General features: G+C 62.8%; 13 protein-coding genes and 1 pseudogene. 8 read left to right on the top strand and 6 right to left on the bottom strand.

Features of this window, described 5'->3' with window-relative positions; translation table 11 throughout:
• Positions 1–230: 230 nt before the first annotated feature.
• From GNZ12_RS28140 to GNZ12_RS28130, 3 genes are all read left to right on the top strand, one after another.
• Complete coding sequence (locus tag GNZ12_RS28140; protein ID WP_172315456.1) at positions 231–1,463, top strand: molybdopterin molybdotransferase MoeA; 1,233 nt, start codon at positions 231–233, stop codon at positions 1,461–1,463.
• 26 nt (positions 1,464–1,489) lie between these two features.
• On the top strand, positions 1,490–1,747 hold the full coding sequence (gene moaD, locus GNZ12_RS28135; protein ID WP_074284303.1) for a molybdopterin converting factor subunit 1: 258 nt from the start codon (positions 1,490–1,492) through the stop codon (positions 1,745–1,747).
• A gap of 103 nt (positions 1,748–1,850) precedes the next feature.
• On the top strand, positions 1,851–2,327 hold the full coding sequence (locus tag GNZ12_RS28130) for a molybdenum cofactor biosynthesis protein MoaE (RefSeq protein WP_172315455.1): 477 nt from the start codon (positions 1,851–1,853) through the stop codon (positions 2,325–2,327).
• Positions 2,328–2,350: 23 nt separating this feature from the next.
• On the opposite strand, the gene GNZ12_RS28125 is transcribed toward GNZ12_RS28130, so the two are convergent.
• Positions 2,351–2,911, bottom strand: coding sequence for a group III truncated hemoglobin (locus GNZ12_RS28125; protein WP_172315454.1), 561 nt, complete (start codon positions 2,909–2,911; stop codon positions 2,351–2,353).
• A gap of 303 nt (positions 2,912–3,214) precedes the next feature.
• Between GNZ12_RS28125 and GNZ12_RS28120 the strand changes: the two genes are divergently transcribed.
• Both GNZ12_RS28120 and clpB read left to right on the top strand, forming a co-directional pair.
• Entirely contained in the window at positions 3,215–3,712 is a 498-nt protein-coding gene (locus tag GNZ12_RS28120) for an Rrf2 family transcriptional regulator (RefSeq protein WP_172315453.1), read from the top strand.
• Between the two features lie 119 nt (positions 3,713–3,831).
• Positions 3,832–6,429 carry an ATP-dependent chaperone ClpB gene (gene clpB, locus GNZ12_RS28115; RefSeq protein ID WP_172315452.1) on the top strand — a complete coding sequence of 866 codons (2,598 nt, stop codon included), beginning with the start codon at positions 3,832–3,834 and terminating at the stop codon, positions 6,427–6,429.
• 170 nt (positions 6,430–6,599) lie between these two features.
• Here clpB and GNZ12_RS28110 read toward each other — a convergent pair.
• Together GNZ12_RS28110 and GNZ12_RS28105 are read right to left on the bottom strand one after the other, a co-directional pair.
• Positions 6,600–7,037 (bottom strand): annotated as a pseudogene (locus GNZ12_RS28110) (YidB family protein); the annotation flags it as partial.
• Between the two features lie 166 nt (positions 7,038–7,203).
• Positions 7,204–7,803 (bottom strand): ComEA family DNA-binding protein, encoded by a 600-nt coding sequence (locus GNZ12_RS28105; RefSeq protein ID WP_172315450.1) that lies wholly within the window; start codon positions 7,801–7,803, stop codon positions 7,204–7,206.
• Between GNZ12_RS28105 and GNZ12_RS28100 the strand changes: the two genes are divergently transcribed.
• From GNZ12_RS28100 to GNZ12_RS28090, 3 genes are all read left to right on the top strand, one after another.
• Positions 7,802–8,026, top strand: coding sequence for a hypothetical protein (locus GNZ12_RS28100; RefSeq protein WP_172315449.1), 225 nt, complete (start codon positions 7,802–7,804; stop codon positions 8,024–8,026). The two genes, GNZ12_RS28105 and GNZ12_RS28100, sit on opposite strands and share 2 nt — an antisense overlap.
• A gap of 77 nt (positions 8,027–8,103) precedes the next feature.
• Entirely contained in the window at positions 8,104–8,613 is a 510-nt protein-coding gene (locus tag GNZ12_RS28095; RefSeq protein ID WP_172315448.1) for a MerR family transcriptional regulator, read from the top strand.
• Complete coding sequence (locus GNZ12_RS28090; RefSeq protein ID WP_172315447.1) at positions 8,565–8,993, top strand: carboxymuconolactone decarboxylase family protein; 429 nt, start codon at positions 8,565–8,567, stop codon at positions 8,991–8,993. Before GNZ12_RS28095 ends, GNZ12_RS28090 begins: the two co-directional genes overlap by 49 nt.
• Positions 8,994–9,026: 33 nt before the next feature.
• Here GNZ12_RS28090 and GNZ12_RS28085 read toward each other — a convergent pair whose 3' ends face one another.
• From GNZ12_RS28085 to GNZ12_RS28075, 3 genes are all read right to left on the bottom strand, one after another.
• Positions 9,027–10,406, bottom strand: a complete 1,380-nt coding sequence (locus GNZ12_RS28085; RefSeq protein WP_172315446.1) for an MATE family efflux transporter — start codon at positions 10,404–10,406, stop codon at positions 9,027–9,029.
• A 2-nt stretch (positions 10,407–10,408) separates the two neighbouring features.
• Positions 10,409–12,166 (bottom strand): ArnT family glycosyltransferase, encoded by a 1,758-nt coding sequence (locus GNZ12_RS28080; protein ID WP_172315445.1) that lies wholly within the window; start codon positions 12,164–12,166, stop codon positions 10,409–10,411.
• 304 nt (positions 12,167–12,470) lie between these two features.
• Positions 12,471–12,737 carry a type B 50S ribosomal protein L31 gene (locus GNZ12_RS28075; RefSeq protein ID WP_028196650.1) on the bottom strand — a complete coding sequence of 89 codons (267 nt, stop codon included), beginning with the start codon at positions 12,735–12,737 and terminating at the stop codon, positions 12,471–12,473.
• Between the last annotated feature and the right edge of the window lie 226 nt (positions 12,738–12,963).

Raw genomic sequence — 12,963 nt, 5'->3', positions numbered from 1 at the left:
AAAAAACCCCACCGAAGGCAAAAAACCCCACCGAAGGCAAAAAACCCCACCGAAGGCAAAAAACCCCACCGAAGGCAAAAAACCCCACCGAAGGCAAAAAACCCCACCGAAGGCAAAAAACCCCACCATAACTCCCACCCGCCACCGGCCACCGCGATCGACCGCTACAATATTCTTTTACCCTGCGGCTCCGAGACCAGAAGATGTCCACTCCAACGCCCCGCGCACCGATGCTCTCCACCGCCGAAGCGTTGGCGACCCTGCTCAGCGCAGCGAGCCCGATCACCGGCACCGAATCGATCCCCACGCTGGAAGCGCTCAACCGCGTCCTCTCGGCTGACGTCACTTCACCGCTCGACGTCCCCCCGATGAACACCAGTTCAATGGACGGCTACGCGATCCGGACTGAAGACTTGACGGCGAATGGCAACCGCCTCCTCCCAGTCTCGCAACGCATTCCAGCCGGCCACGCCCCCGAACCGCTAAAACCAGGCACAGCAGCCCGCATCTTCACGGGCGCAACGGTGCCACCTGGCGCCGACGCCATCGTGATGCAGGAACAAACCGAAACAAGCGACAACGAAGTCACACTGCTCCACAGCCCGGCACCGGGCGAATGGATCACAGCCCAAGGCGCGGACATCCGCAGTGGCTCGATCATCCTGCCAGCGGGCACGCGCCTGACACCACAAGCATTGGGACTTGCCGCCTCGGTCGGCTGCGCCGAACTCCAGGTGCGCCGCCGCGTAAAAGTCGCCGTGTTCTTCACCGGCGACGAACTGACCATGCCTGGCGAGCCGCTGAAGCCCGGCGCGATCTACAACTCGAATCGTTTCACACTGCGCGGGCTGCTGGAAAAACTCGGCTGCGACGTCACCGACTACGGCATCGTCCCCGATAAACTCGACGCGACCCGCGCCACACTGCGCGAAGCCGCGCAAGCGCACGATCTGATCCTCACGTGCGGCGGCGTGTCGGTAGGCGAGGAAGATCACGTCAAGCCGGCAGTCGAGGCGGAAGGGCGCCTGTCGATGTGGCAGATCGCGATGAAACCGGGCAAGCCGCTTGCGTTCGGCGCCGTGCGCCGTGCCGCGCAGCAGGCGGATGCGGCTTCGTCAGACGAAACCTTCTTCATCGGCCTGCCGGGCAATCCGGTCTCCAGCTTTGCGACCTTTCTGCTGTTCGTTCGCCCGTTCGTCCTGCTTCTGGCCGGCATGCGGACGGTGGCCCCGCGTGTGCTGTCGTTGCGCGCGGATTTCACGCAAAAGAAGGCCGACCGTCGCAACGAGTTCCTGCGCGCGCGCATCAATGCGGCCGGCGGTCTCGATCTGTTTCCGAATCAGAGCTCGGCTGTGCTGACATCGACCGTATGGGGCGACGGCTTGATCGACAATCCGCCGAACCATGCAATCAGCGTCGGCGAAACCGTGCGTTTCATCCCCTTTTCCGAATTGCTGAACTGAGGCCGGCAACAGTCGGCGGTTTCCCAATGAAGATTCAACTGCGATATTTTGCAAGCGTGCGCGAAGCGCTCGACACGGCCGACGAAACGGTCGATCTGCCCGACGGCATCGCGACCGTCGGCGACGTGCGTGGCTGGTTGCGCGTGCGCGGTGGCATCTGGGCCGACACCCTCGCTGAGGGCCGCGCGCTGCGCATGGCCTGCAATCACGTGATGACCGACGCCGGCACGCGCATCACCGAAGGGTGTGAAGTCGCGTTCTTTCCGCCCGTCACCGGCGGCTGAGCCGAACCGGATCGCCGCTAAACCCGCTAAACCCGCTAAACCCGCTAAACCCGCTAAACCCGCTAAACCCGCTAAGCCTCGCTAAGCCGCACAGGAGCCAGAGATGCCCGTTCGCGTCCAGACGGAAGATTTCGACCTCACCGCCGAGGTCGCCACGTTGCGCGCGCGCAATCCGAAGATCGGCGCGGTGGCCTGTTTTGTCGGCACCGTGCGCGATCTGAACGATGGCAGCACGGTCGAAACCATGGAACTCGAACACTATCCGGGCATGACGGAGAAGTCACTGGAAGCGATCGTCGTGAGCGCGCGTGAGCGTTGGCCGGGGATCGAAGTGCTGATCGTGCACCGGGTCGGCAAGCTTTATCCGCTCGACCAGATCGTGCTGGTGGCGACCACCGCCGCCCATCGGGGCGACGCTTTCGCGTCGTGTGAGTTTGTGATGGACTATCTGAAGACCCAGGCGCCGTTCTGGAAGAAAGAGAAGACTGAAGACGGCGAGCTCTGGGTCGACGCCCGCGTCACCGACGACGCGGCGCTGGCCAGGTGGGGTGTCGAATCGGGTAACCAGGAAGCGGATTAGCGCGCGCTTCTCAGGCGCCTACGTCAATCGTCTTTCCCTTTTCCGATGATCCGCGTCGGAAATGGCTCGCCAGGCGGCCGCGTCGAGGCGACGCCGGCCGCCGAATCGTGTGGCTCATCGTCGCGCGGACGCCGCTTCGGTGTGACGCGCTCCAGCAACGCTTGCTGCTCCGCCGGAATCTTGTAATCCCAGCCAAAGCGGCTCAACTGCAAACTCTGCGCGATACGCAGCGCCGGTTCCATGAAGCGGACCGCTGCAGCCGGCTGGTAGCGCGACTCCACCGTATCCAGAAACAGATACAGCCAGCGGCTGAAATGCTGCGGCTCGACGCCTTCGAGCGGTTGATGCGCCTGCTGAACATTGCCGCGATATTGCTTCGCACCCAGCACGAGGCTTCCCCAGAACGTGCACATCTTGGGCAGGTGGTCATCCCAACGGCCCGCCAGCGTCGCTTCGAATACGGGGCCGAGCAATGGGTCGGCGCGCACGCGGTCGTAAAAGCCATAGACGAGTTCGCGAATACTCGCTTCGGTGGGCTCGGCGGCGCGTTCGACAGTTGGTGCGGGAGGGAAAGACGGATTCATGCAAATTCCAGATATTGAAACTATTCATTATGAATCGCCACACAGCGCCACAGACCGTCACGAATGGCCTCAAACCGTGTGCAAACAAAAGAAACTAGGCCGCGAATACCCCGCTTTTCGTATGAATGGCCTAGGCGGGAAACGTTACCATTACTGGCGAAAGACAAACACCGCCTGTCAGCGCAGAATAATAAAATATGCGTGCCGCCTGCATCTTATGGCGAGGCGACGGCCCCCCGCAACCCTTGCATCGACGCGGTTACCCCCGGATCGCGGCTTGCGCTCATCGTGGCACCGGCACTTATGAGACTGACCGACTATACGGATTACTCGCTGCGCGTCCTGTTGTATCTCGCCGTCCGTGGCGAGGGCCTGTCGACCATCCAGGACATCTCGGACGCGTACGGGATCTCCAAGAACCATTTGATGAAGGTGGTGCAGCAACTCGGCGAACTCGGCTGGGTCGAGACCGTGCGTGGGCGTAACGGCGGCCTGCGGCTCGCCGAACAAACCAGCGCGTTGACCGTGGGCGAGATCGTGCGGGCCACGGAAAGCGACTTTGCGCTGGTCGGCTGCTTCCCGGACCAGCAAGGTGAGCGCCGCGCCTGTGTCATTACACCGCACTGCCGTTTGCGCGGCGCGCTCGAGGCGGCACGCAACGCCTTCCTCGCTGAACTCGACCGCCACACGATCGGCGAGGTGGCGGCGCCGCACGGCCCGCTGGCCGCGCTGCTGGGTTTAAGCGCCGTCATCCCGATCGTGCCGGTCGCTTCTGCTGGCGGCGCGGCGCCGGTTTCCTGAAACCTGCCGGCAAGTTCTCGCGCGTCAAATGTTAAATAGTTGTTGCTGATTGCAAAAAAGCGCTTGAAACCTGCGTAAAACGCCTCAATTTGGTGGTAATCGAAATTGGAGGTCTCTTGATGAGAATCGACAAACTTACCACTAAATTCCAGGAAGCACTGGCTGACGCGCAGAGCCTCGCCGTCGGCCATGACAATCAATACATTGAACCGGTTCATGTCCTGTCGGCGCTCGTCGCCCAGCAGGATGGTTCGGCGCGTTCGCTGCTCTCGCGTGCCGGCGTGCATGTCCAGGCGCTGCAAACCGCGCTGAACGATGCCATCACGCGCCTGCCGCAGGTGCAGGGCACCGACGGCAACGTGCAGATCGGCCGCGAGCTGACCGGCTTGCTGAACCAGGCGGACAAGGAAGCCCAAAAACTCGACGACACGTTCATCGCGAGCGAGATGTTCCTGCTCGCGGTCGCCGACGATAAAGGCGAGGCCGGCCGCCTCGCGCGTCAGCATGGCCTGTCGCGCAAGTCGCTGGAAAGCGCGATCGCGGCGGTGCGCGGCGGTTCGCAGGTGCATAGCCAGGACGCCGAAAGCCAGCGCGAAGCGCTGAAAAAGTACACCGTCGATCTGACCGAGCGTGCGCGGGCGGGCAAGCTCGACCCTGTGATCGGCCGGGACGACGAAATTCGCCGGTCGATCCAGATCCTGCAGCGCCGCACCAAGAACAATCCGGTGCTGATCGGCGAGCCGGGCGTGGGTAAGACCGCGATCGTCGAAGGTCTTGCGCAGCGTATCGTCAACGGCGAAGTGCCGGAAACGCTCAAGGGCAAGCGCGTGCTGTCGTTGGATATGGCGGCGTTGCTGGCCGGCGCGAAATACCGCGGCGAGTTCGAAGAACGCCTGAAGGCCGTGCTTCACGACATCGCGAAGGACGAAGGCCAGACCATCGTCTTCATCGACGAAATTCATACCATGGTCGGCGCGGGCAAGGCCGAAGGCGCAATGGATGCCGGCAACATGCTCAAGCCGGCGCTCTCGCGCGGCGAACTGCATTGCGTCGGGGCCACCACGCTCGATGAATATCGCAAGTACATCGAAAAAGATGCCGCGCTCGAACGCCGCTTCCAGAAGGTGCTGGTCGACGAACCGTCGGTCGAGGCGACCATCGCGATCCTGCGCGGTTTGCAGGAGAAGTACGAACTGCATCACGGCGTCGACATCACCGACCCGGCGATCGTCGCCGCAGCCGAACTGTCGCATCGATACATCACGGATCGTTTCCTGCCGGACAAGGCCATCGATCTGATCGACGAAGCCGCTTCGAAGATCAAGATGGAAATCGACTCGAAGCCAGAAGAGATGGATCGGCTCGACCGTCGTTTGATCCAGTTGAAGATCGAGCGCGAAGCGGTCAAGAAGGAAAAGGACGAAGCGTCGCAAAAGCGTCTGCAACTGATCGAAGAAGAAATCGAGCGGCTGGATCGCGAATATTCGGACCTCGAAGAAATCTGGACTGCGGAAAAAGCGGCGGTGCAGGGCAGCGCGCAGTTGAAGGAAGATATCGAAAAAACGCGTGCGGAAATCATTCGCTTGCAGCGTGAAGGCAAGCTGGAGAAGGTCGCCGAGTTGCAGTACGGCAAGCTGCCGGGTCTTGAAGCGCAGTTGAAGGAAGTGACGCAGGCCGAAGCGAAGGAGCAGAACAACCCGACCCGGCCGCGTCTGTTGCGCACGCAAGTCGGCGCGGAAGAAATTGCTGAAGTCGTCTCGCGTTCCACCGGCATTCCGGTGTCGCGCATGATGCAGGGCGAGCGCGAAAAGCTGCTGATGATCGAAGAGAAACTGCACGACCGCGTGGTCGGTCAGGACGAAGCGATCACGGCGGTGGCGGATGCGATTCGCCGTTCGCGTGCGGGTCTGGCGGATCCGAACCGGCCGTATGGCTCGTTCCTGTTCCTGGGGCCGACCGGTGTGGGCAAGACTGAGCTGTGCAAGGCGCTGGCGTCGTTCCTGTTCGATTCGGAAGATCATCTGATCCGTATCGACATGAGCGAATTCATGGAGAAGCATAGCGTCGCGCGGTTGATCGGCGCGCCACCGGGCTACGTCGGCTACGAGGAAGGGGGGTACCTGACCGAAGCCGTGCGCCGTAAGCCGTACAGCGTGATCCTGCTGGACGAAATCGAGAAGGCGCATCCGGATGTGTTCAACGTCCTGCTGCAAGTGCTCGACGACGGCCGCATGACCGACGGCCAGGGCCGTACTGTGGACTTCAAGAACACGGTGATCGTGATGACGTCGAACCTCGGTTCGCAGGTGATCCAGGCGATGGTCGGCGAGCCGCAGGAAGCGGTGAAGGACGCGGTCTGGGAAGAAGTGAAGCTGCACTTCCGGCCCGAGTTCCTGAACCGGATCGACGACGTCGTGGTGTTCCATGCGCTCGACCGCTCGAACATCCAGTCGATCGCGCGGATTCAGTTACAGCGTTTGCATGATCGGCTTGCCAAGCTCGACATGCAACTGGTGGTGTCGGACGCGGCGCTCGAGCACGTCGGCAAGGTGGGCTACGATCCGCTGTTCGGCGCACGGCCGTTAAAGCGCGCAATCCAGCAGGAGATCGAGAACCCGGTCGCCAAGCTGATCCTGGCGGGCAAGTTCGGTCCGAAGGATGTGATTCCGGTCGAAGTGGAAGACGGCAAACTGGTGTTCGACCGCGTCGTGCATTAAGTGGTGTTCTAGTCACCGCCTGCGGCGCGTATTGCAGCGCCGACAGGGCGGCGGTGGTTGAGTCGCCCCTGACGGACGAATGAAAAAAGGGCAACGAATCTTGATTCGTTGCCCTTTTTATTTGCCGCGGTGCGCCCGAATCAGCGCGGCGGCGGCCGGTACGTTCGGCGTTACGCGTTGCCCTTGCCGAACAGCGACGACAGACTGCCGAGCGCCCCGAGCACGCTGCTCGCGTTCACCTGGCCCTCGGCGGGCACTTCACCATTGGGCGTTGCCGCGTTGACGACATGCGGCAGAATCTGCGATAGCAGACCCGTGACCTGATCCGGCTGCACGCCGGCTTTCGCGGCGAGGCTGGCGACAGCATCCGAGCCAAGCACGCTGTGTAGTGCATCGGGCGCGATCGCCTGGTTCTCACCGTTACCGACCCACGACGAAACGACGTCGCCGAGGCCTTTTTCCTTGAAGCTGCTGATCAGGCCGTTCAGGCCGCCCGGCTGGTTATTGACGAATTCCAGTGCGGCTGAAACGAGGGCTTGCTGGCCACCGCCTTCAGGCGATTTGCCAACCAGGGAACCGATAGTGTCGAGTAGGCTCATGACAGTCTCTCTTGAATGCCGACCCGTGTTCGACGAGTCAGCGGGTGAAAACGCCGCGCGGTCGCGCGGCGCTGGTGGAGGGGAGGCGGACGGGAACGGGCGGCGCTTATGTGTCCATCACGCGTACATCACATGTGACCAGCGCTGCCGCCATGCTGCCGGCGCTCTACCCGGTTTACGCGCCGCCAGAGGCAGCCGCGGCCGATGCAGCCTTGCTCTTCTTCGCCTTCTTCTTTGAAGCCTTGGTGCCGGATGCGTCGGCCGGCGCGCTAGCAGCGGCCGCCATAGCCGGCGCGGAAGCCGCCGCCGCGTCGGACGCCGCAGCCTTGCTCTTTTTCTTCGACTTCGACGCCTTGGTGCCGGATGCCTCGGCAGGCGTAGCCGGTGCCGCTGGTGCCGTTGTGACGGCCGCGGTAGTCGCCGCAGGCGCGGCTGCTGGCGCTGCCTTGGTGCTGGCGGCGGTGCCGCTGGACTTCGAGGCGGCCTTGACGCCCGTAGGCGGCGTGGACGCGCCGTTCACGGTCAAACCTGCTGCTTCGAGATTGGTCACCGATTTGGTGCCGAGGCCTTTGACGCGAGTGGCGAGATCGTCAGCATCCTTGAAGGGGCCGTTCTTGGTGCGTTCGTCGATAATCGCTTTCGCATGCACTGGGCCGATGCCCTTGACCGATTCGAGCGCCGCCTGATCGGCGGAATTCACTTCGACGGCCGCCGCAAATCCGGCCGACAGCGACAAAGCCAAAGCAACGCAAAGCATCAAAAGCTTCTTCAGCATGGCAAGCACTCCATTGAGGGCAAAAAAGTTAGCCGGGAACGGACGACGCAGCCTGCAGCAGGCGCTGCGCTTAAGCATAGAACAAATTGCGCGCCCTTATTTGCAAACGCCGACGATTTATACCGATCGATTCATGACAAGTAAATCAGGCGGGACAATATTTGAAGCTTTTGCCTGGCGATTAAGCAATTATGAGTTTATCGATCAACTTGGCTCATCGTAAATAATGACAGCGCGGATAAATGACAGCGTCTTCCACTTGACTTAGAGTGCACTCGAAGTCCTAACCTGAGTTCCGTCATGTCGAAAATGTCAAAAGCACTCACCATCGGCGAGGTCGCCGGGATGATCGGCGTCTCCACCCATACGCTGCGTTATTACGAGCAGGCGGGGCTGATTCGGGCGGTCGGGCGCACGCAGGCGGGGCATCGCCTGTATTCGCCGGCCGATCTCGACTGGCTGCGGTTCGTGATGCGTCTGAAGGCGACCGGTATGCCGATCGCCGGGATGCAGGCGTTCGCGGCGCTGCGGGCAGAAGGTCAGCCTACGGTGGGTGAGCGCCGCGACATGCTGGTGGCGCATCGGGATGCGGTTCTGGCGCGGATCGCCGAGTTGCAGAGCAACCTCGGCGCGATCATCGACAAGATCGCTTACTACGAAGCAGCTGCGCAGCAAACCGCTGGGCGGACGCCCGCCGCGGGCACACCGACACGACAGATCGACGAAACCCAATCGCTTTCGCATTCGGAAAAGGACTCACCATGGAACACGCACAAAACGATCGCTACACCCGAGGCTGGAACAAACTGAAGGAAATCGACGGCTCGACCGGCGAGCAGGTGATCGCCGCGCTCGCGCCGATCGCGCCGGATTTCGGACGCCTGCTGATCGAATTCGGTTTTGGCGATATTTACAGCCGGCCACAACTCGATCTGCGCACGCGAGAGATCGCAACGATTGCATCGCTGGCGACGCTCGGCTGCGCGCAACCGCAGCTGAAGGTACATATCGAGGCGGCATTGAACGTCGGCTGCACGCGCGAGGAGATTGTCGAGGTGTTCATGCAGATGGCGCTCTACGCAGGCTTCCCGGCGGCGCTGAACGCGCTGTTCGCGGCGCGGGAGATTTTCGAGCGGCGAGATCAGGCGCTGGAGGAGGGGCACGCGTCGAAGGAGGCGCAAGCTGCTTGAGGCAAAAGAGAAAGGCGGGCGGCTGCCAGCGCGTCAAGCCGCCGTATCCACCCTGACCACCGCCTCGGCGCGCAAATACCGCTTGCTCACGCCGCGCCAGTAAAGCAGCAAACCGATGCCGGCAATCGCCAGGCTGACGGTATTCGCGACCCAGAAGCCGCGCGCGCCCGTCAGCCATTCCGGCGTGGTACCGGAGACATTGAAGCCGAGCAGATACCCGCCGCCGAGTCCTACGCCCCACAGCGCGATCGCATAGATGACGGTCGGCACGACCGCCACCTTGTACGCGCGCAGCACGAACGCGGTCGTGATCTGCAAGGCATCGAACAGGTGATAGCACGCGACGATCAGCACCAACGGCATCGCCGCCGCCGCGACCTGCGTATTCGGCGTATAGCCCTCGATCACGTACGGACGTAGCACTAGCACGATCGCGCCGTAACAGCAGGCGATCGTCACGGCCATCATGATGCCGTGCCGCGACAGCGTACGCGCCGCTTCAGGGCGATGCGCGCCGAGTGCCTGGGCGACCAGCGTCGACGAAGCGATGCCGATCGACAGCGGCGTCATGTAGAGCACTGCGCCGATGTTGCCGGCGATCTGGTGGCCGGCGAGCGTCGTCGTGCCGAAGCGCGCAATGAAGAGCGCCATGAACGTGTACGAGGTCACTTCGATCAGATACGACAGACCCATCGGAATGCCCAGGCGCAGTTGCGCTGCCTGCCGGCGCCAGACTGGCCAGCAGAAGTGCGCAAAGATCGCGAATGGCTTGAACACGTAGACGCGTGTCAACAGCAGCATCCCAACTGCTGCCAGCCCCCAGTTGATCAAGGTGCTGGCGAGCGCACAACCCGGTCCGCCGAGCGCCGGCACGCCGAGTCCGCCGAAGATGAACCACGTGTTGAGCGGAAACTTGAGCAGCAGCGCGCCGATCTGCAGGATCATCACGAGCCGCGGCTTACCGACCGCATTGGTGATTGAGCTGTAGACACGAAAGGCGAGGCCGGCGGGCAAGCCGAACGCCAGAATCTGCAGGTAGGCGACCGTGCGCTCATGCAGCGCTCCGGGCACGCGCGCCAACTGCAGCACAGGCCCTGGAAAGTAGAGAATCGAAAAGCTGATCGCGGTCAGCGCGAGCGCGAGCCACAACGCCTGGCGTACTTCCTCGCCGATCTCGCTGTAGCGGCGCGCGCCGTAGAGTTGCGCGGTGATCGGTTGCAGCGCGGTCAGGATGCCGGTCAGACCGATGTAGACGGAAATATAGATCGACGAGCCGAGGCCGAGCGCGGCGAGATCGACGGCCGAATAGCGGCCGACCATCGCCGTGTCGATCACGCCGAACGCGATGATCGCCAACTGGCCGATCAGCACGGGCCATGCGAGCCCGGCGATTTTCCGTACGTCGGCGAACACGATCAGTCCAGCTTCTTGTGCCAGCTGCGGCGTTTGACGACCGGCGGCTTCGGACGGTCGATCCGCACGTAGAGACGGAAGCGTTCGTCGCGGTCGGCCACGCGGCGGCCTTCCCATACCAGCTTCCACATGAAGTCCGACATAGCGCTTGGATCGCCGAAGTCCTGGGTGTCCTGACGCAGGATCACGTCGCAATCCTCATTGAACGAGAAGTGCATGTCGCCGAAATAGGCGAAAGTCGCGATCTGCGCGTTACCGAGGCGCACCGGCGAGATGCAGGTGTAGTCATCCGGCAGATGGCTCGCGATCTGCTCGGCGACGTCCTTGTAGGTACGGCTGTAGTTGACGACCGGCAGCCACAGCGTCATCAGCAGCACCCACATCAGCGTCGTGCCGGCGCTCGAGAGCACCACGCTGCGCCACAGAACCTTCGGATGACGGGCGAGGCGCCATTGCACGAGGACGAACCAGCAGATCGTCACGGCGACCGCGCATACGAACGACAGGATCTTGAACTGCGGCACAAAACCCGGAGCGAGACGCGCGAGGTTGCGCGCGAGCGGATGCGGGAAGCCGGTCAGCCCGGCCACGTACACCAGCCAGACGAAGCTGCCGAGGATCGTGAAGCTCAACAGTGCGAACCAGTCGATTGCGTTGATCGCGCCGCGTTTGAGCGTGGGCAGCGCGAAGGTGGCGAGTACCGCGAGCGGCGGCAGCAGCAGCATGTAAAGCCGGTTCGACTGATGGCTCTGCAACACGACCAGCACGAGCAGAGGCCCGATCACCGACAGCGGAATCGCCACGTGCGGCGCGCGCCGCAGCCCCGACCAGCTGAACCACGCCCAGAGCGCCAGCGGCCAGGCCGGCCACGTAAAGAGCGGCAGGTTCTTGAGCGCGTAGGCGGCCACCGAACCGGGCGGCCCGGCGAACGAAGACAGACTGACATGCACCCATTGGTTCAGGTACCAGACCGCGTCATCGGGAAAGGCTGCGAGCGCGGCGATCGGCCACGCGACCGAGAGCGCGAGTGCCACCGGCAAACCGGCCAGCAGCAGCCAGCGCGAACGCGCCTCGCGCACGATCAGCGCCATCGCCAGGGTGCCGAGCAACAGCGCGCCGACCAGCACCGGGCTGCTTGCCAGGGTGACGAGGCCGAGCGCCAGGCCCCAGATCAGCGCGCCCTGGATCGGCTTGTCGATCATTCGCACAAGCCCATAGACGAGCATGGCGATGCCGAAGAACTGCGCCAACTGCGGCGTGGTTTCGTGGCCGCGTTCGGCAAGGCCGAAGCAGGCGAGCAGGATCAGCAGTGCGCCGTCGGCGAGCGTGCGGCCGTAGTCGCGCGGCTCCGGCTCGCCGCCGAACGCGTATTTGAACGGTTGCACTTCGGCGCGCCGGCCGAGCAGGTAGGCCGCATACCAGACGAACGCGCAGGCCGCGCAGAACAGCAGGCCCGTAAACACGCGCGACGCGTTGCTCGCGTCGACCCATGGGGCGAGCGCGCGGATCGCGCTGGCGCCGAGCCAGTAACCGAGCGGGCCGTCTTCCGTCATGTACTTGCCGACCAGATTCGGCAGCAGCCAGTCGTGCGCGCTGCCGTTGGCCATCGTCCACATGACGCCGAAGCCGGCTGCGTCCTCGTTCTTCCACGGATCCCGGCCGAACAGGCCGAAGAATGCGTAGACGATACAGATGGTCAGCAGCAGCCAGCGCGGCAGCGCACTGGTCGCGGAGGCAGTGAGGCGAACGGCAGGTCTCATGCGGTGTGTGGATATTGGATAAGCGGTGCAGCCGGGACCGGACGGGGTGTCCGGCTGGAATGGCCAATTTGGAGCATCCGGCATTGTAGTCGTGCCGTGCGATGCGCGTCACGGCCGGTAATGGCCAGCAACGTCATTGAGGTGCCTGTAACACGGCGCTGCAACGGGTGACGCTTCGCCGGGCGACGCTTCGCGTCCGGGCGTCCGGAATCGGAGGCAAAAAACGGCGACAAAAAAGGGCAGCGTGAGCTGCCCTTTTTCGCTGCTGCTTCGTTGCGGGCCAAGGCCGGCGACGAGGCGGGTATTACTTCGCTGCTGCCTTGCCGGTAGCGCGCGTGCCGAACTTCTTGTTGAACTTCTCGACGCGGCCAGCCGTGTCCATGATCTTTTGTTGGCCGGTGTAGAACGGATGCGATTCCGACGACACTTCGATCTTGGCGAGCGGGTAGGTCTTGCCGTTGAATTCGGCGGTTTCACGCGTCTGAATGGTCGAGCGCGTCACAAACTTGAAGTCGATCGACATGTCGACGAACAGGACTTCGCGGTAATCCGGGTGAATGCCTTCTTTCATGGTCTTTCCTTTAATCTGGCGGTAGCCAACCCGCGAGCAGCCGCTACGAATGCGGACAGCATCTAGGCGCGAGCCACTTGCCTATGGTCGAAAAACGGCGATTATGCCAGAAAATCAGTCGCTTGACGACCTTTCTGCTACCTTTTTGCCAGCTGTTGGCGCCGTTTTCGCGAGCGCAGCGCCGGTTCGTTTCTCGCGGGTGGGCGGGGCGGCAGCCCCTATCCGG

The sequence above is a fragment of the Paraburkholderia solitsugae genome (assembly GCF_013177695.1).
In the GTDB taxonomy this organism is placed as follows: Bacteria; Pseudomonadota; Gammaproteobacteria; order Burkholderiales; family Burkholderiaceae; genus Paraburkholderia; species Paraburkholderia solitsugae.
The sequence above is the reverse complement of the archived record's forward strand: the minus strand, read 5'-3'. Positions and strand labels throughout refer to the sequence as shown.

What these genes read in the sequence shown, in the direction of transcription:
- GNZ12_RS28140 (WP_172315456.1), top strand. Translation starts at nt 231, where the DNA reads ATGCTCTCCACCGCCGAAGCGTTGGCGACCCTGCTCAGCGCAGCGAGC.
- moaD (WP_074284303.1), top strand. Translation starts at nt 1,490, where the DNA reads ATGAAGATTCAACTGCGATATTTTGCAAGCGTGCGCGAAGCGCTCGAC.
- GNZ12_RS28130 (WP_172315455.1), top strand. Translation starts at nt 1,851, where the DNA reads ATGCCCGTTCGCGTCCAGACGGAAGATTTCGACCTCACCGCCGAGGTC.
- GNZ12_RS28125 (WP_172315454.1), bottom strand. Translation starts at nt 2,911, where the DNA reads ATGAATCCGTCTTTCCCTCCCGCACCAACTGTCGAACGCGCCGCCGAG.
- GNZ12_RS28120 (WP_172315453.1), top strand. Translation starts at nt 3,215, where the DNA reads ATGAGACTGACCGACTATACGGATTACTCGCTGCGCGTCCTGTTGTAT.
- clpB (WP_172315452.1), top strand. Translation starts at nt 3,832, where the DNA reads ATGAGAATCGACAAACTTACCACTAAATTCCAGGAAGCACTGGCTGAC.
- GNZ12_RS28100 (WP_172315449.1), top strand. Translation starts at nt 7,802, where the DNA reads ATGGCAAGCACTCCATTGAGGGCAAAAAAGTTAGCCGGGAACGGACGA.
- GNZ12_RS28105 (WP_172315450.1), bottom strand. Translation starts at nt 7,803, where the DNA reads ATGCTGAAGAAGCTTTTGATGCTTTGCGTTGCTTTGGCTTTGTCGCTG.
- GNZ12_RS28095 (WP_172315448.1), top strand. Translation starts at nt 8,104, where the DNA reads ATGTCGAAAATGTCAAAAGCACTCACCATCGGCGAGGTCGCCGGGATG.
- GNZ12_RS28090 (WP_172315447.1), top strand. Translation starts at nt 8,565, where the DNA reads ATGGAACACGCACAAAACGATCGCTACACCCGAGGCTGGAACAAACTG.
- GNZ12_RS28080 (WP_172315445.1), bottom strand. Translation starts at nt 12,166, where the DNA reads ATGAGACCTGCCGTTCGCCTCACTGCCTCCGCGACCAGTGCGCTGCCG.
- GNZ12_RS28075 (WP_028196650.1), bottom strand. Translation starts at nt 12,737, where the DNA reads ATGAAAGAAGGCATTCACCCGGATTACCGCGAAGTCCTGTTCGTCGAC.